This window comes from Marinobacter sp. UBA3604, assembly GCF_002375325.1.
GTDB classification, from domain to species: domain Bacteria; phylum Pseudomonadota; class Gammaproteobacteria; order Pseudomonadales; family Oleiphilaceae; genus Marinobacter; species Marinobacter salarius.
In genome coordinates, this window is record NZ_DFMB01000005.1 from 23,439 (window position 1) to 39,732 (window position 16,294).

Consider the following 16,294-nt stretch of genomic DNA (forward strand, 5'->3'; position numbering starts at 1 on the left):
GACCACCGATGCGTTCGCCGTTGTTGCTTTGATGCCCCTGATTGAAGCACAAAGTCTCCGGTCTTGCTATACGATCAGTCCTTGCGGCTACTGCGAAGGTTGTCGATGATGGATTCCAGCGCCCGGTCGAATATCAGGCCGTCGTCCAACATGGAGATCTCATCCGCAGCGAGCGCCAGTGCAAGGTTTTCACGCTGATATTCCGCCACTTTGGCACCACTGCGATTAACGAAGATGTACTTGCCCGTCGCCTTGATAAACGCGGCCAGCTTGCAGCGTGTTTTGTTGCCATCACGGGTCAGCTCAACCCAGGAGCCAACACGAAGGCCATCAGCCCGCTCCAGCCATTGAAGCTCGACATTTGCGCCGGAGCTCCCGGCCAATTCCTCTGCGGCCGGCTCTTCAGGGCTTGGCACGGGGCTAGCAGATACAGACGTGGTGGCATCCGAGGGCTCGGAGGCGCCTGCCATTACGCCCTCAGTCGTTCGCTCCACTTTCTCTGGAGGTTTGGACTCGGTATCCGACATATCCCTGGAGACCACAGACGGTTCCGCCTCCACCTTTTGGGGCGCAGCCTGAGGTTCAGGTTCGGGCGCCACAGCAGGGCGGGTTGTGGTGACAAGGCGCTGGAACACGTCCACGTGGGCCAGTTCAAGGTCTCTTATGGCGGCGTCGGTGGCAAACGGGTCCCACGAAATTTCCTGTAGGGCGTTTCTCAGACCGTCCACGATTCCCGGAATCGACCGCAGCAGCTCGCTGCGAGTGTTGTCGTTGATGGGCCTGGGATCAACACTCCATACGAGCTGCCGGGTAAGGTCACATGCCTCATCCCAGCGCTCACTGTCTTCACCCTCACGCAGCACGATCCACTGTAGATACTTTGCCCACGCCTCATTCAACAGTGTGACGACCGGAGGAGACAGATCCCGACCGGTAATCTGTTCGTTCAGCAGGTTCTCAGACGCTTTGGATGCCCGCTCCTGCTTGGCCCTGCCTTCCTCAGCATCACGCAGACGCTGCTCCACGAGCTCCCTGCGACGCCGGTCCAAATCCATGAAATGGCCGAAATCGCTGAGCAGCTCACTGAAAATATCGACGTTGTCGGTAAATTCGTTAAGCACGCGATCAACCACCGACTCGATCTTGTCTCGTAGCGGATCACGCTGGCCGGCCTTTTTCTCGGTCCAACCGATAGCAGACATGGCCAGCTCATTCAGCAGCTTCCGTACCGGATGTCCGCCCCGGTTAAAGAAATTGTTGTCGCTCAGCGCCACCTTGAGTACAGGAATCTGAAGGCGCCCGATCACGGACTTCATCACCGGATGGAGCTGACGGTCTTCCAGGATAAAATCAAACAACATCGACACGAGATTGATGACGTCGCTGTCCACTTGGCCGACATCATGTTTCTTCCCGGTTTCCGACCGGAACACCTGCTGTAGTTGCTCTGACAGAGGCACAACCTCACCCTGCCCCCAATGGACTGACTGAGACTGGATTTCGTGAAGCCGTGTCATCAGTGTACGGGTATCGAGCGCGCCGGCGCTGGGCACACCACTGTTTTCTGTGCCGTACTCGCTCGAACTCTGCCCCTGGTGCAACAGAGCACTCAGTTCAGAAAACGTTGCCCGCACATCGTCGGACGGCGTCGTGAGCGGCCCCGACGCATCTGACTCCGAGCTCGCTGACAGCGTCCCAGCAGTCCGCCCCCCAGCCGGGGCGGATTTGCCAGACGCGCCCTGGCCACCGACCGGCGGGCGACGCATGTCGGGCAGCACCCCTTCGGCGATCAGGGTTTTGTTGGCATCCTTGTAGAAATCACCCAGAACCCCCACCAGCAAGCGGTCGAACAGTTTAAGCACCACCAGCTTGGCACGGATATCGATATCCAGATCGGAACAGGCTTCCGCAACCCCTCCGCAGATCACCTCCGGGCTCAGGGGCATCTGGCTATCTTCCAGACGCACCGAGGGCAGCAGGTGAGCAACCCGCACATTCAGCAGGCGTATAACCTCCGCGTGTTGGTTGCGCAGTTTGTTGATCAGGTTGTCGATGGCGACCTGCTGCTCCAGATCGGAATGGTCCAGCAACGCCAGCGAGTCCTGGTCCACCTCATCCAGGGTGCCACTGCCACCACCCGGCTTGAACGAGCCGATGTCATTGAACGCGCGGCTGACGTACTGCAGCACCGACACGGTCATGTTCTTGCGCCGCAGCCTCAACTCACGCATGGCGTCAAAGTACGCGGTCTGATCCTGGTTGGTTCCAGCCTTGTCCGCCAGCTCAAAAAGCGCGTCGTCCGCCTTGTCGAAAAAACCAGACAGTACAGACTTCAGTGACTGACCCGATACGTCACGCAGGCGCACCAGAGAGCCCGGCAGGGAAAACCTGTCAGGAAGCTTCTGGCCTTTGAGACTTACAACCTTGTTATCCTGCGCCATTCGGCTGCTCCGGGTGATAGCTGGAGAAATGTGTTATTGCACATCTTAGGCCTTACCCACGTCACCTTGTGTCAGAATTTGTCACCTTTTGTGTCTAAGTGATGGTTGTCACAGTTTAGCACCCCCACCTTTCCACGTTTGGCGAATCTGGCTGTGGCCTATAGAATCACAACCGCACACCCAACGTGCCTCCAAACCGCCACTGAACAACCGGAAATTCTGCCATGATTCCAGCCGAACTGCTCCGCCAGTCCCGCATTGAAACCGTTGCACAAAGCCTGCGTGAAGACATTGGAGATGGCGACATTACTGCCATGCTGATTCCACAAGCGCGCATCAGTCGCGGACATGTCATTACCCGGGATGCCGCAACCATTGCCGGACGCGCATGGGTTGAGGAGGTGTTCCGGCAGGTGGACCCGGGGGTCACCCTGAGCTGGCAGGTGCAGGACGGAGACGAGGCAAGCCCCGGCCAATCGCTGTTTTCCATGGAAGGCCCGGCTCGCAGCCTGCTCACCGCCGAGCGCTCAGCCCTGAACTGGCTGCAGTTGCTGTCCGGCGTTGCCACCACATGTGCCGGCCATGCCCGCCGTGTCGCCCATACCGGTGTTCAGCTACTGGATACCCGCAAGACCTTGCCTGGCCTGCGACTGGCGCAGAAATACGCGGTTACCTGCGGTGGCTGCCATAACCATCGCATTGGTCTGTGGGATGCCTTCCTGATCAAGGAAAACCACATTGCCGCCTGTGGCTCCATTGCGGATGCCGTCAGAGAGGCCCGCCGACTTGCCCCTGGCCGGCCGGTGGAAGTGGAAACCGAAGATCTGGAAGAACTGGATCAGGCCCTGGCCGCAGGCGCGGACATCATTATGCTGGATGAGTTCTCACTGGAGGATATGCGCCAGGCGGTTATTCACACGGCGGGCGCCGCAAAGCTGGAAGCGTCCGGCGGCGTCAACAGCGAGACACTGGTGCCGATTGCCGAGACCGGTGTTGACTATATCTCTATCGGAGCACTGACCAAGGATGTCAGGGCGGTGGATCTGTCCATGCGCCTGGACACCCACGACTGATTCGGCCGGAGGCCCGGTTCACACGCTCAGGGTTGATTATACGCTCAGGGCTAATTACACGCTCAGGGCTGTCCGGACAGCAGGCGGTCCATTTCTTCCAGCTTGCTAATCAGGGCGGCCCCGGATTCTTCCCTGCCCCGGAAGTGCTCTTCCGCCATCGGTGCCATACCTGACACCTGAGGCAGGGGCTGACCGCCCTCAATCAACACTTTCATGCGGCTGACAAAGACGAACTGCAACCACTGGGTAAACTCCAGCGTGTCCACGGCAAATGGCTGGGCACTCTGCAGCGCCTCTGGCGATGGCGGCTCACTCTCCCAAGCATCAATTCGCCGCAACTCAATCTCTATCTGAAGCAGGCTGTCCGCGACACGGGTGGTATGGTCGGACGAATTCGCCATAGATACGCTCACTCTCAATCTGCCAGGGGTTCCAGTTCAACGGTTTCGCCATGAAGCACTCGGTACAGGTCTTCATACTGCCGAGTCAGCGGATGTTTCGGTGCCATATGAATCAACGGTTGCCGGCTCTGGTGCGACTCCTTCATCTTCACCGAGCTGGACAACCTCACCGGCAATACGGGCAGGCCCTCGTCCATCAGCTCACGCACCAGCTTCTTTGGCAGGCTGGCGCGGGGCTGGAACTGGTTTGCGACAATACCTTCGACCACGAGGTCTTCGTTGTGGTCTTCCTGCAGCTCCTGAATCTCGTGAAGGATGCTGTAGAGAGCCTGACGGGAAAAATCATCGCAATCGAAAGGGATCAGGCATCGCTGCGCCGCAATCAATGCGGATCGAGTGTAGAAATTGAGCGCCGGCGCCGTATCAATGTAGATTTCGTCAAACGACTCACCGAGCTTCTTCAGTGCTTCTCTCAGCTTGTAAATCTTGTGCTTGGCTTCCAGTTTGCGCTCCAGAAAATCCAGTTCCGGGCTGGAAGGCATAACAAACAGGTTGTCGAAGGGAGAGGCGTGGACAAACTCGTCCGCGCGCCGATTAAACACGGTAAACGCTACCGTCTGCTCAAGGTAGTCGGCAATGGTATCCTTGAGCTCGCCCGCGGGCCTACCCAGCAGGTAGTGGGTGGAATTACCCTGGGGATCAAGATCGACAACCAGTGTTCGTTTGCCCCGGGCGGCGCTGATCGCGGCCAGGTTACAGGTGATACTGGACTTGCCGACGCCACCTTTCTGGTTAAACACTACTCGTCTCATGCTGCTTCCTCTGACAGTTTCCCTGCGAATATAACGCCTTACCAGCCCAACACCGACTTAACGAACGGGATCGTCAGTCGTCGCTGGGCGCGTAATGAGTTTTCATCCAGGCGATCCAGAATGGCCAGCAGATCGGCCAGTTTCCGGGGTGCTCGCCTGAGTATGAATACGGCCACATCATCACTGAGGACAAGGCCGCGCTGCTCCGCCCTCGCCATCAGTATCCTCAGGCGATCATCGTCGCGATAGATGCCCAATTGAATGGTCAGGCCATGACTCAACCGGGACACCAGATCCTGCAACCCGAATGGCAACGACGCCGGCAGTTCCGACAGGCTGACGACCATCAGGTGCCCATGGTCATTCACCCGATTGTACAGATGGAAGATGGCCTCTTCCCAGTTTTCCTGGCCCGCAATGAGATCCAGGTCATCCAGGCAGATCACTGACTGGCCTTCCAGCCCTGAGAGCGAGTCGGGACCCAGAGGAAACAACTCCTCCATGCTGACACAAACCGCACTCTGTTGGTTTTGCTCCGCCAGATGACAGACCGCCTGCAACAGATGGCTTTTGCCAGTGTCTGCGTCGCCACAAACGGCGATGACGGGTACAACACCAACCTGCTCGCAGGCAGACTTAAGTCTTGCCGCGGCATCGGCATTCCGGCCACCATGAAAATTATCAAAACGGGCGTCGTCTCGAAGCTTGACCCCCAACACCAGCTGTGACGCACTCACTGCCTCTTTGCCCTCCATGCCCTCAGACTCCATACGCCGATATAGTGCGCACCGCTGAAAATGGCTGAGGCCGCCACCAGCAGAATGCCAACGTCCATAACCCACGGTTGCATCGGCAAATCCGCCAGCAGAATGATGATCGCGAGGGCGACCAGAATCTGGATCAGGGTGTTAAGTTTACCGGGCAGGCTCGGCTGCATTTCAAAGCGACCGACACCGTAATGAAACGCCAGCCCACCACACACGATCAGGAGATCCCGGCCCAGCACCAACCAGAACAGCCAGGCCGGGAGTACGCCAGTTATAGCCAGCATCAGATAGGTGGTGATCAGCAGTGCCTTGTCCGCCAATGGGTCGGCAATGGCGCCAAGCCGGGTTCGCCAGTTGTAGTGACGAGCCAGGAAACCATCAAAGGCATCCGTTGCGGATGCCAGAAAAAATATCACCAGGGCAAAACGATATTCCTTGGCCATAAGGGCTGCCGCAAAAGGAGCAATCAGCAAAATGCGCAAAAACGTCAGCGCATTTGGAATCCAGCGCCAGCGGTGCGTCATGACATGACTCCCCTAATACCGAACACCGCGATATTATTCCCCGTCTTCCGACTCGACGATGGAGGCAGGCTGCCAGCGGTAATGAAGCACCTGATAGAGTGACTCGAACGCCTGTTCTGACTCTTCCTCGTTTGCCAGTAGAGGCTGGTAAACGAACAGCGGGTTGGCGGAGGCCGCAGCGCTCTCCGTGCTCTGTTCCGCCAGTGCAATACCGCCTTGCGGGGCCTGCTGCACCGATTGGGCCTGCGCCTGACCACCGGGTTGACGCTCATCACCTGTGGGCATGCGTGAGACCTCGGCGTCTGAAAGCGGAACCAGCCGCGGATCCAGGGCAATGTACTGCTTCAGCTGCTCCATCTCCCCTGAAAAGGCAACCCTGAGCGTCAGTTGGTCCTTCCGCGCTCTGGTGGCACCCGCATCGACCACGGGCGACAGGTTTTTGAGAACCCCATTCACACGGGCGTAATCCTTCAGATTGCTGACTCCATGCACAACGATATCCACCTGTGGAGACTCGCCGACATCACTGCCAGCAACCGCATAACGATCGGCAAACATTTCCGCCCAGCGCCCGACAACGGCAGCAGCCAGAGCTTGCGGCGTGTCGGCGGTCACCGATTGCTCCGTACTATCCAGCCCCATACCGTCAAACACCCATCCGGCACGCCACTGTGATCCGGAACGGCTGACCCGTACCAACGACATCAGGTCATGCTCCATATCCTCGGACGATCTGCGAACACTGGATGAAAACTGTCCCCATATGTCCGACAACAGTTCACGGTCGTCCCGGTATCTTGCGGGAGGAAGCCCCACCGGCAAACCCCGGTCAACCGCCGCGTCCTGAAAAACGCGACGCCACTGTTCATCGGCGCCCGTCCCGGTACTGTCGTTTCCCTGATGGACCAGGGTACGGCGCCCGCCTTCTTCGACCGCGATCCAGGCCAGCGTCAGCGGCCTATTCGCGCCCCACACCGGTGCATCCGCGGACGCCAGCGCACGGTTGACGCCGACCGCGCCGAAGCTCATCCGTAGCCTGTGATTTCCCGTATCGGAGCGTAAGAACTGGTAGGACTGAAGCAGCGATTCGGCGTTCGCCAGGAGTTCTTCAACGCCTTCGTTGCGCAGCACGTCGCGGGTGCCGGAAACGCGTACAAACACCCGGCTCAGGCCGTCCGCATAGCCCTGCTCAAGTTCCTGTGGCTGCGAGCCAGCGACGGGCACTTCCACCGAGTAAAGGCCGGTAACGGTAACAGCTGCCGCTGGCGCGGCCATCAGCGCCAGTACGCCAAACAACCGGAGTGACTGACGGACTATCCGCGCTGCCTGCATCGAGATTTTTCCTGAGTCTGGCATGAAACACCCTGCGATTCGTCTTAATGGCGCATAGGATACACCAAGCCCCCTGGTGTGAGTAGCTAACCGGGATTGCAGAAAGTCAATCCGGCGCCACACTGCCTAAAGGATGACAAACGGGGCAATTGCATTTGGAGCGCCGTTCCGCACCTGTTAAAATCCGCCGCCTGTCCCACTGTCCAAACGGTTAAGCACACCATGAGCGAACAGAAGCCCTCTCTCACCTATCGTGATGCCGGCGTTGATATTGATGCCGGTAACGAACTCGTCGACCGCATCAAGAATACCGCGGCGCGCACACGTCGCCCGGAAGTCCTTGGCGGCCTCGGTGGCTTTGGCGCCATGGTGGCTATTCCCCCTGGCTACAATGAGCCGGTGCTGGTATCAGGCACCGACGGCGTCGGCACCAAGCTTCGACTCGCCATGCAACTCCAGAAGCACGACACCATTGGCATTGACCTTGTGGCCATGTGTGTCAACGACCTGGTAGTAGGCGGCGCGGAACCCCTGTTCTTCCTGGACTACTACGCTACCGGCAAGCTGAATGTCGACGTGGCCGCCCAGGTTGTCGACGGCATTGGCGCTGGCTGTGAACAGGCCGGCTGCTCCCTGGTGGGTGGCGAGACGGCGGAAATGCCGGGTATGTACGAAGGGGACGACTACGATCTGGCCGGTTTCTGTGTGGGTGTGGCAGAGCGCAGCGAGATCATTGATGGCAGCCGCGTGCAGGCTGGCGACGTTCTGCTCGCCCTGGGTTCTTCCGGCCCGCATTCCAATGGTTACTCCCTGATCCGCAAGATCCTGGAAGTCAGTAACGCTGACCTGAACCAGATGGTTGCCGACGTCACCCTCGCGGATGCCCTGATGGCGCCCACCCGCATTTATGTGAAAAACCTGCTCCAGCTCGTCCGCGAAGTGGACGTTCGTGCACTTTCCCACATCACCGGCGGCGGCCTTCCGGAGAACATTCCCCGGGTTCTGCCTGACGGCATGGTAGCAGCCATCGATACGGACAGCTGGCAGCTACCCCCGGTGTTCCAATGGCTGAAGGATGCCGGCGGCGTTGCCAGCGAAGAAATGTACCGCACCTTCAACTGTGGCGTCGGTATGGTTGTATGCATCCCCGCCAACCAGCGCGAACTGGCCCTTGATACGCTGAACGCTCTGGGTGAAAAAGTCTGGCAGGTCGGCATCATTGAAGCCTCTGACGACGCCACGGCCTCTGCATCAGTACGTTATGCGCCAGGGCTGTTGTCGGCATGAAGGCAGATTCCGTAACCGCCCCACGCATCCTGGTCCTGGCTTCCGGCAGCGGCACCAACCTCCAGGCCCTCATCAACGCCAGCCGGGAGCGGGACTTTCCCGGCCAGATCGTTGCGGTAGGGTGCAACCGCCCTGGCGCCTTCGCTCTGGAGAGGGCAGCCCAGGCCAACATCGACACCTTCACCGTGGATCACACCCATTACGGTTCCCGCGAGGAGTTCGACGGCGCACTGATGGCGGAGATTCGCCGTCACAACCCGGACCTGATCGTCCTGGCGGGCTTCATGCGCATCCTGACCACGGATTTCGTGCGGGCACTGCGTGGCACCATGCTGAACGTGCACCCTTCCCTTCTGCCCAAGTACACCGGGCTGAAGACCCATCAGCGTGCACTGGACGCTGGCGAAACAACCCACGGCGTGTCCATTCATTTTGTCACCGAAGAACTGGATGGCGGGCCGGTGATTGCCCAGGCAGAAGTGAGCATATCCCCGGACGACACCCCGGAATCCCTGGCCGAGAAAGTCCAGGAGAAAGAACACGTGCTTTACCCAATCGTCGTGCGCTGGTTCTGTGAGGGACGCATTCAACTGGGCACCGACTATGTAGTGTTCGACGGTCAGCCACTGAATCGACCGGTGGTACTTCCGGACGAGAACTCAGCAGCCTCGGCCTGAGTAAACTTATCGTCATCTCCGGAAGCAACCAGTCACGCTAGACTGTTCAGTGACAGATCTGCCATTGCAACCGGAGGAGTCGCATGCCCCTGAAATTCAGCCTCACAGCGTTGCCCGCCCTGTTAACCGGGGCGCTGCTTCTCGGAGCCTCGCTCGCACACGCCTCGGACGAGCAGGAGGACGTTACCCTCCAACCCATGAAGCTCAGCTACAACGCCTCCCTGGACAAGGGCATCTCCCTCAATGGTGACGCCCGCCGCATCCTGGAACAACGGGACGATGGCACCTGGCATTTCAGAACCGACGTGGATTCCTTTGTTGCAGACATTGACGAATCGCTGATCTTCCGCTGGGAAGACAATCAGGTGGTTCCCCTACGTTACCGCTACAAGCTCTCCGGCCTCTTCATCCGGGACCGTGAGGAAGCGATCGATTTTGACTGGGAAAATAACGTGGTCAGTGGGCATCACGAAGGCGATAAGTTTTCGATGAAGCTGGAGAAAGGCGCCATGGACCCCATGGGCTATCAACTGCAGCTAAGCCAGGACATCAAGGCCGGCAAGCGCGAGATGGAATACCGCGTCATCGACAAGGGCGACTTCGACACCGACAAATTCGCCGTCGTTGACGAGGAAACCGTGCGCATCAACGGCGACGACATTCGCACACTTAAGGCCGAGAAGGTTCGCGACAGCGACAGCAAACGCGAGTCCCTGATGTGGTTCGCGCCGGAGCGTGACTACCTGCTGATCCGCTTCCTCCAGGTGGAACCTGACGGCAGCGAGTACGAACTGACCATCAGCGACGCCAAGGTGGGCCGCTAGAGCGGTGAGTTACGGGCTGGCCGTCGCCCAGACAGCCTTCACTTCATCCGCGATGATTCGCAGCCCCTCCGCCACGCGCTCATCGTCCTGTGAGTAGGTCACCCGCAGGCATTCGTGGCGGTGCTTCCAGCCGTCTTCCGGCAAACCGGGGAAGAAATAGTGCCCCGACACCACCAGCACGCCCCGCGCTTTCAGCCGCTGATACAGCTCCAGACTGCTGATCGGCAGCCCCGGAAACCAGAGCCAGAGAAACATGGCGCCTTCGGGTTTATGGACATACCAGCGACAGCTGTCCTCGCCCATGGCATCCCGAAACACCGCCACCGCCCGCTCCATTTTCGCCTTGTAGAACGGGCAGACCACGTCCCGGCTGAGAGACAGGATTTCTCCTGAGCGCACCAGAGGCTCCGCCAGCATGGCGCCAAAGCTACCAGTGGCCAGATTCATGATGGCATTGATGCCCGACAAGGCCTTGATCACCGGCTCCGCCGCAATAACGATGCCCGTACGCACGGCCGGCAGGCCAAACTTTGACAGACTCAGGCACAGGATCACCTGGTCGTTCCAGTGGGGTGTCGCATCCACAAACAGCAGGCTTGGAAACGGTGTACCGTAGGCTCCATCCACAATCAGCGGGATGTCGTGCTGGCGGGCCATGGCTTCCAGCCGTGCCAGCTCTTCGTCGGTGACCACATTTCCAGTGGGGTTCGTGGGCCGGGAAACGCAGATGGCGCCGGTTTCAGCCGTTACCTCAACCGCATCGAAATCCACCCGGTATTTGAACTCATGGGCGTCGGTGAATGAGATATCCGGCTGCACGGCGTGGAACAGCCCGGGCTCAATACCGGCATCGGCATAGCCTATGTACTCTGGCGCCAGTGGCAACAGGACATGCTTGTGCACCCCATCACCATAGTCACCACCAAACATATTGAACAGCATGAAAAACGCGGCCTGACTGCCATTGGTCAGGGCAATATTTTCCGGCTTCAATCCCCAGCCATACTCACGATTCAGAAGCTCAGCCAAGGAGGCAATGAACTGCTTCTCACCCTGGGGCGGGTCATAAATACCAACCAGCCTGCGCGTATCACCATCACTTTGGGCCATGTCGGCCAGTATCTGCTGGACCCGAGCCTGGATCTCGGGAATATGGCCGGGATTGCCCCCACCCATCATGATCATGTCGTCGCCGGACGCCAGGGCGTTGCCAAGGTCATCCATCAGGGAGGTGATTCCCGCATCCGCGGTAAATTTCCGACCAAAGGAAGAGAGTTTCATGATGCTTTTCTGTACCGGATTAGAACGGATTGTCATCCAAGTGTAGGCCAGAGCCAGCAGCGCTGCCGGTCAGTCGCTCAGCGAGATGCCCAGGTTGCTCACACCGTCGTTGGCGGCATCGCCGTGGATGCGTTCAACAAACTGGCTGGTGGGCGTGCGCTGGCGTTTGAGGGCCAGGATCAGGTCGCGCTGGAATACCTTGTCTTCTTTCATTAGCGGGTGCTGGTCCAATAGCCTGACCAGCTCATCTTCTTCCAGGTCTTCGCCTTCGGAAAGCTCAACAAAGTTCATGACGGTCGCGGTGGCCACCTGGGAGGCGTCGGTTGCGCGGTGCTTGCCCGGATTGAGCCGGTTCAGCAATGCCTGTTCCAGCAACTGGCAAAAATCAAAGGCGGGATAGACACCGTAAGCGTCATAGGCGTTCACATCTGGCGACAGCGATTCGAGTTTCGCCAGCAATTGGGGAATGGCCGCTTCGGAAACGTCCTTTTGCAGCATTTCCCAGCCAAGATCGAGCAATTGGCGCATTTTCGCACCGGTTTTGAGCCCAACGGCATCCGCAAACAGGGCGTAATTGGGGAAGGAGCGCTCCGCGAGGGCCATCAGGAAGGTAAATTCCCGCCAGCCCTGCAGTTGTGAGACAGCTTTCAGAAACTGATTGGCGTTCACTGTGGCTCTCTCCTGACGATGTCACTTACCGGAATCGCCCCTGCGGCACTGCCACTCATGTTCGCGGCAGGGTCACGCCTGTTTGCCCCAGGTACTTTCCGCCCCGGTCTTTGTAGCTGGTGTCGCAGATTTCATCAGACTCGAAGAACAGCATCTGGGCGACGCCTTCGTTGGCGTAGATTTTGGCCGGCAGGTTGGTGGTGTTGGAAAATTCCAGGGTGACCTGCCCTTCCCACTCGGGTTCCAGTGGTGTGACGTTGACGATGATGCCACACCGCGCGTAGGTGGATTTGCCCAGGCAGATGGTCAGCACACTGCGGGGGATACGGAAGTATTCCACGGTGCGCGCCAGGGCAAAGGAGTTGGGCGGGATGATGCAGACGTCGCCGGTGTAGTTGACGAAGCTGTTGTCGTCGAAGTTCTTCGGGTCCACGGTGGCGGAGTGAACGTTGGTGAAGATCTTGAATTCGTTGCTGCAACGGACATCGTAGCCGTAGCTGGATGTGCCGTAGGAGATTACGCGGCCTTTTTCGGTTTCGCGGACCTGATCGTATTCAAAGGGTTCGATCATGCCGTGATCCCGGGACATCCGGCGAATCCAGTGGTCGGATTTGATGCTCATGGGTGACGTCTCGTATCCATAAAAAAGAGAGGCGGTAGTTTACCTGTTCACTTAATGACTGTCGAAGGCTTGGGCCCTGAATTTGCTTCCTGGCTTCGGGGGCTGCCAGAACAGACGGAGCCTTCCGAAACACGCCGTTGATACGTCCATGTAGGCTTGAGAAAAACATCCATGTTTTTCACAGTTTCGGAAGGCCCCGTCTGTTCTGGCGATCCAGCTTTCGTGGTGGTCTATAGCTCAGTCCACCTCTAGGTGTTGCGGGCTTTACTAGTGTTCAGTGACGGACACGCTGGAGATCGAACCGGTAAGATTTCGCTCTCGTGTGGACAACTCCGCACCAACCCGGCGGGCAATGTCCTTGTAGCGTCTCGACACTTCCGAATCGGGTTCTGCCACCACAGATGGGGTGCCGCCGTCGGTCTGTTCGCGGATGGTCAGGTGCAGCGGGAGTTGGCCCAGCAGCGTGGTGTCGTATTCTTCGGCGATGCGTTCGCCGCCGCCGTGGCCGAAGAGGGGTTCTTCGTGGCCGCAGTTGCTGCAGATGTGGACACTCATGTTTTCCACCACGCCCAGCACGGATATGTCCACCTTGCGGAACATTTCGATGCCTTTTTTGCCGTCCAGCAGGGCGATGTCCTGGGGTGTAGTGACGATGACGGCGCCGTTTACCGGGACTTTCTGGGCGATGGTGAGCTGGATGTCGCCCGTGCCCGGGGGCATGTCGAGGATGAGGTAGTCCAGTTCGTTCCACAGGGTCTGTTGCAGCAGTTGCATGACGGCGCCACTGACCATGGGGCCGCGCCAGACCATGGGGGTTTTATCGGTGACGACGAAGGCCATGGAGTTGGCCTGCAGGCCGTGAGCTTCCATGGGGACGAAGTACTTGTTTTCCCGGGTGTCGGGGCGTTTGCCTTCGGGGACGCCCAGCATCATGCCGATGCTGGGGCCGTAAATGTCCGCATCGAGAATGCCGACACGGGCACCTTCGGCTTGTAGCGCCAGGGCGAGGTTGACGGCGGTGGTGGATTTGCCCACACCACCCTTGCCGGAGGCCACGGCAATGATGTTCTTGACGCCGGGAACGGACTGGATGTCTTTCTGGCCTTTGTGGGAGTGGATTTTCTGTCCCACGTGGACATCAACACTCTCAACGCCATCAACGTCGTCGAGGGCATTGGTGAGCAGCTCTTTCAGGGCGCCGGCGATGCCTTTGGACGGGTATGGCAATTCGATCATCACGGTGACCTTGCCGCTGTCGTCCGCGGTCAGGGATTTCACCGCACCCAATTCATACAGGTCCTTGCCCAGGTAGGGGTCGCGGTACTGTTGTACGGCGGTTTCCAGTGCCTGCTGTGAAATCTGTGCCATCGGAATCTCCGGTCTAACGTCACGCGCATTTATTAGCGCGGAAACAGGTGTTTCGGGTGAAAATTATCTGCTCGGAAGGTATCATTTGTGCCCGTTTCTGGCCATAAGGGTTCTTTACCCGGAGCAAGGCCGGCAAACGCGAACGCCCAACTCCTGACGAATGAAGGTTCGGACCACAACATGACGCAAGCGAGTTCAAAGCAACAGCGCGATATTCTGGTAACCAGCGCCCTGCCGTACGCCAATGGCCCCATCCACCTGGGCCATCTGCTGGAATACATTCAGACGGATATCTGGGTGCGCTATCAGAAAATGCGTGGCCAGAACTGCTACTACGTTTGCGCGGACGATGCTCATGGTACTGCTATTATGCTCCGTGCCGAGCGGGAAGGCATCTCCTCCGAGAGCCTGATCGACCGTATCCGGGACGAGCACCAGCAGGATTTCGGTGGCTTCCACATCCGCTTCGACAACTATTACACCACTCATTCCGAGGAGAACCGCCAGTTCTCGGAATACATTTATCGCCAGTTGCAGGAAAACGGCCACATCGCCACCCGCAAGATTACCCAGGCGTTCGATCCTGAAAAAAACATGTTCCTGGCGGACCGGTTCATCAAGGGCACCTGCCCCAAGTGCAAGACCGAAGACCAGTACGGCGACAACTGCGAAGCCTGTGGCGCCACCTATACCCCGGCTGAGCTGATCAATCCCCGCTCGGCGGTCTCCGGTGCCACGCCGGTGGACAAGGAATCCGAGCATTACTTCTTCCGCCTGCCGGAATTTGCGGACTTCCTCGCGAACTGGACCCGCAGCGGTACGCTGCAACCCCAGGTGGCCAATAAACTGGCCGAGTGGCTGGATGCGGGTCTGCAGGAATGGGACATCAGCCGCGATGCGCCCTACTTCGGCTTCGAGATTCCGGATGCACCCGGCAAGTACTTCTACGTCTGGCTCGACGCGCCCATTGGTTACCTCGCCAGTTTCAAGAACCTGTGCAACCGGGAAGGCATTGATTTCGAGCATTTCTGGAAGGCGGATTCCACCGCCGAGGTGTACCACTTTATCGGCAAGGACATTATCAATTTCCACGCCCTGTTCTGGCCATCCATGCTGCACAGCGCCGGGTTCCGCACACCCAGTGCCGTCTGGGCCCATGGTTTCGTGACGGTAAATGGCAAGAAAATGTCCAAGTCCCGGGGCACGTTCATCATGGCCCGGACCTATCTGGACCATCTGAATCCGGAATACCTGCGCTACTACTTCGCCGCCAAACTCACCGGCAGCGTCGACGATATGGACCTGAACCTGGAAGACTTCGCCGCGCGGGTGAACTCGGACCTGGTGGGCAAGGTCGTCAACATTGCCAGTCGCAGCGCCGGGTTCATCACCAAGCGCTTTGATGGCCAGCTCGGTACCGTCACCGAACATGAAAAGCTGAAAGAGTTTATCGAGGCCGGCGATGAGATCGCGGACTTTTTCGAGGCCCGGGAGTTCGGCCGCGCCATGCGTCGAATCATGGAACTGGCTGACATCGCCAACCAGTACGTGAATGATGAGCAGCCCTGGGTCATTGCCAAGCAGGACGGCCAGGACGACAACCTGCAGGCCATCTGCACCAACGCCATCAACATGTTCCACCTGCTGATGACTTACCTGGCGCCGGTTCTGCCGGAAACTGCAAAGGCTTCAGAGGCGTTCCTGAATGCGCCGCTGGACTGGAACAAGCGCGAGCAACGGCTTGAGAATCACGGCATCAACAAATTCAAGCCGCTGATGAACCGCGTGGATATGGCTCAGATCGAAAAAATGCTGGACGCGTCCAAGGAAGAAATGCCCGCAGCGACAGGACAGAAGGCCCCGGAAGCCAATCTCGAGCCGATTGCGGATGAAATAGAATTCGGGGATTTCGCGAAGGTGGATCTTCGGGTTGTCAGAATTGTCAAAGCCGAACACGTGGACGGCGCCGACAAGCTGCTTCGCCTTACCCTTGACGTTGGAGAGGGCGAGCGCAACGTTTTTGCCGGTATCAAATCGGCGTACAAACCTGAGGACCTCGAAGGACGCCTGACGGTGATGGTGGCCAACCTCAAGCCCCGAAAGATGAAATTCGGAATGTCAGAGGGCATGGTGCTGGCGGCCGGCCCCGGCGGAAAAGACATTTTCATCCTGTCACCGGATTCGGGCGCCACGCCCGGCATGCGGATTATGTAATG

15 protein-coding genes are annotated in these 16,294 nt (G+C 58.5%); 5 read left to right on the top strand and 10 right to left on the bottom strand.

Annotated features, from left to right (window positions below; all coding sequences use genetic code 11):
* Positions 1-74: 74 nt before the first annotated feature.
* Complete coding sequence (locus tag B2590_RS01040; protein ID WP_127400959.1) at positions 75-2,441, bottom strand: DUF1631 domain-containing protein; 2,367 nt, start codon at positions 2,439-2,441, stop codon at positions 75-77.
* 224 nt (positions 2,442-2,665) lie between these two features.
* Between B2590_RS01040 and nadC the strand changes: the two genes are divergently transcribed.
* Positions 2,666-3,514: a carboxylating nicotinate-nucleotide diphosphorylase gene (nadC, locus tag B2590_RS01045; protein ID WP_127400957.1), complete on the top strand. Its 849-nt coding sequence runs from the start codon at positions 2,666-2,668 to the stop codon at positions 3,512-3,514.
* A 62-nt stretch (positions 3,515-3,576) separates the two neighbouring features.
* Here the strand turns inward: nadC and B2590_RS01050 are convergent, their stop codons facing one another.
* Genes B2590_RS01050 through B2590_RS01070 form a run of 5 tightly spaced genes read right to left on the bottom strand, consistent with a single transcriptional unit; the run spans position 3,577 to position 7,374 of the window.
* A complete protein-coding gene (locus B2590_RS01050; protein WP_036206702.1) occupies positions 3,577-3,915 on the bottom strand; it encodes a YqcC family protein in 339 nt (112 codons plus the stop codon).
* A gap of 14 nt (positions 3,916-3,929) precedes the next feature.
* Positions 3,930-4,727: a ParA family protein gene (locus B2590_RS01055; RefSeq protein WP_036206700.1), complete on the bottom strand. Its 798-nt coding sequence runs from the start codon at positions 4,725-4,727 to the stop codon at positions 3,930-3,932.
* A 38-nt stretch (positions 4,728-4,765) separates the two neighbouring features.
* Positions 4,766-5,482 (bottom strand): DnaA regulatory inactivator Hda, encoded by a 717-nt coding sequence (gene hda / locus B2590_RS01060; protein WP_075195269.1) that lies wholly within the window; start codon positions 5,480-5,482, stop codon positions 4,766-4,768.
* Positions 5,461-6,018 carry a CDP-alcohol phosphatidyltransferase family protein gene (locus B2590_RS01065; protein WP_036206696.1) on the bottom strand — a complete coding sequence of 186 codons (558 nt, stop codon included), beginning with the start codon at positions 6,016-6,018 and terminating at the stop codon, positions 5,461-5,463. The genes hda and B2590_RS01065 overlap by 22 nt, the downstream gene beginning before the upstream one ends.
* 33 nt (positions 6,019-6,051) lie before the next feature.
* A complete protein-coding gene (locus B2590_RS01070) occupies positions 6,052-7,374 on the bottom strand; it encodes a DUF2066 domain-containing protein (protein ID WP_228712232.1) in 1,323 nt (440 codons plus the stop codon).
* 198 nt (positions 7,375-7,572) lie between these two features.
* On the opposite strand from B2590_RS01070, the gene purM reads away from it, so the two are divergent.
* From purM to B2590_RS01085, 3 genes are all read left to right on the top strand, one after another.
* On the top strand, positions 7,573-8,637 hold the full coding sequence (gene purM / locus B2590_RS01075) for a phosphoribosylformylglycinamidine cyclo-ligase (RefSeq protein ID WP_091643922.1): 1,065 nt from the start codon (positions 7,573-7,575) through the stop codon (positions 8,635-8,637).
* Positions 8,634-9,314 carry a phosphoribosylglycinamide formyltransferase gene (gene purN / locus B2590_RS01080; RefSeq protein ID WP_085681091.1) on the top strand — a complete coding sequence of 227 codons (681 nt, stop codon included), beginning with the start codon at positions 8,634-8,636 and terminating at the stop codon, positions 9,312-9,314. Before purM ends, purN begins: the two co-directional genes overlap by 4 nt.
* An 83-nt stretch (positions 9,315-9,397) precedes the next feature.
* Entirely contained in the window at positions 9,398-10,138 is a 741-nt protein-coding gene (locus B2590_RS01085; protein ID WP_286810955.1) for a DUF3108 domain-containing protein, read from the top strand.
* Positions 10,139-10,147: 9 nt separating this feature from the next.
* On the opposite strand, the gene B2590_RS01090 is transcribed toward B2590_RS01085, so the two are convergent.
* The 4 genes from B2590_RS01090 to apbC all read right to left on the bottom strand — a co-directional run bounded on the left by B2590_RS01090 (position 10,148) and on the right by apbC (position 14,078).
* Positions 10,148-11,419 carry a valine--pyruvate transaminase gene (locus B2590_RS01090; protein ID WP_036206683.1) on the bottom strand — a complete coding sequence of 424 codons (1,272 nt, stop codon included), beginning with the start codon at positions 11,417-11,419 and terminating at the stop codon, positions 10,148-10,150.
* Between the two features lie 69 nt (positions 11,420-11,488).
* Positions 11,489-12,088, bottom strand: a complete 600-nt coding sequence (locus tag B2590_RS01095) for a YjaG family protein (RefSeq protein ID WP_286810956.1) — start codon at positions 12,086-12,088, stop codon at positions 11,489-11,491.
* Positions 12,089-12,143: 55 nt separating this feature from the next.
* A complete protein-coding gene (gene dcd / locus B2590_RS01100) occupies positions 12,144-12,710 on the bottom strand; it encodes a dCTP deaminase (RefSeq protein ID WP_007155426.1) in 567 nt (188 codons plus the stop codon).
* Positions 12,711-12,977: 267 nt separating this feature from the next.
* Positions 12,978-14,078 (bottom strand): iron-sulfur cluster carrier protein ApbC, encoded by a 1,101-nt coding sequence (gene apbC / locus B2590_RS01105; RefSeq protein ID WP_286810957.1) that lies wholly within the window; start codon positions 14,076-14,078, stop codon positions 12,978-12,980.
* Positions 14,079-14,258: 180 nt separating this feature from the next.
* Here apbC and metG point away from each other — a divergent pair, with 180 nt between their 5' ends.
* On the top strand, positions 14,259-16,292 hold the full coding sequence (gene metG / locus B2590_RS01110) for a methionine--tRNA ligase (protein ID WP_041335010.1): 2,034 nt from the start codon (positions 14,259-14,261) through the stop codon (positions 16,290-16,292).
* Positions 16,293-16,294: the final 2 nt, after the last annotated feature.

What these genes read in the sequence shown, in the direction of transcription:
- B2590_RS01040 (WP_127400959.1), bottom strand. Translation starts at nt 2,441, where the DNA reads ATGGCGCAGGATAACAAGGTTGTAAGTCTCAAAGGCCAGAAGCTTCCT.
- nadC (WP_127400957.1), top strand. Translation starts at nt 2,666, where the DNA reads ATGATTCCAGCCGAACTGCTCCGCCAGTCCCGCATTGAAACCGTTGCA.
- B2590_RS01050 (WP_036206702.1), bottom strand. Translation starts at nt 3,915, where the DNA reads ATGGCGAATTCGTCCGACCATACCACCCGTGTCGCGGACAGCCTGCTT.
- B2590_RS01055 (WP_036206700.1), bottom strand. Translation starts at nt 4,727, where the DNA reads ATGAGACGAGTAGTGTTTAACCAGAAAGGTGGCGTCGGCAAGTCCAGT.
- hda (WP_075195269.1), bottom strand. Translation starts at nt 5,482, where the DNA reads ATGGAGGGCAAAGAGGCAGTGAGTGCGTCACAGCTGGTGTTGGGGGTC.
- B2590_RS01065 (WP_036206696.1), bottom strand. Translation starts at nt 6,018, where the DNA reads ATGACGCACCGCTGGCGCTGGATTCCAAATGCGCTGACGTTTTTGCGC.
- B2590_RS01070 (WP_228712232.1), bottom strand. Translation starts at nt 7,374, where the DNA reads ATGCCAGACTCAGGAAAAATCTCGATGCAGGCAGCGCGGATAGTCCGT.
- purM (WP_091643922.1), top strand. Translation starts at nt 7,573, where the DNA reads ATGAGCGAACAGAAGCCCTCTCTCACCTATCGTGATGCCGGCGTTGAT.
- purN (WP_085681091.1), top strand. Translation starts at nt 8,634, where the DNA reads ATGAAGGCAGATTCCGTAACCGCCCCACGCATCCTGGTCCTGGCTTCC.
- B2590_RS01085 (WP_286810955.1), top strand. Translation starts at nt 9,398, where the DNA reads ATGCCCCTGAAATTCAGCCTCACAGCGTTGCCCGCCCTGTTAACCGGG.
- B2590_RS01090 (WP_036206683.1), bottom strand. Translation starts at nt 11,419, where the DNA reads ATGAAACTCTCTTCCTTTGGTCGGAAATTTACCGCGGATGCGGGAATC.
- dcd (WP_007155426.1), bottom strand. Translation starts at nt 12,710, where the DNA reads ATGAGCATCAAATCCGACCACTGGATTCGCCGGATGTCCCGGGATCAC.
- apbC (WP_286810957.1), bottom strand. Translation starts at nt 14,078, where the DNA reads ATGGCACAGATTTCACAGCAGGCACTGGAAACCGCCGTACAACAGTAC.
- metG (WP_041335010.1), top strand. Translation starts at nt 14,259, where the DNA reads ATGACGCAAGCGAGTTCAAAGCAACAGCGCGATATTCTGGTAACCAGC.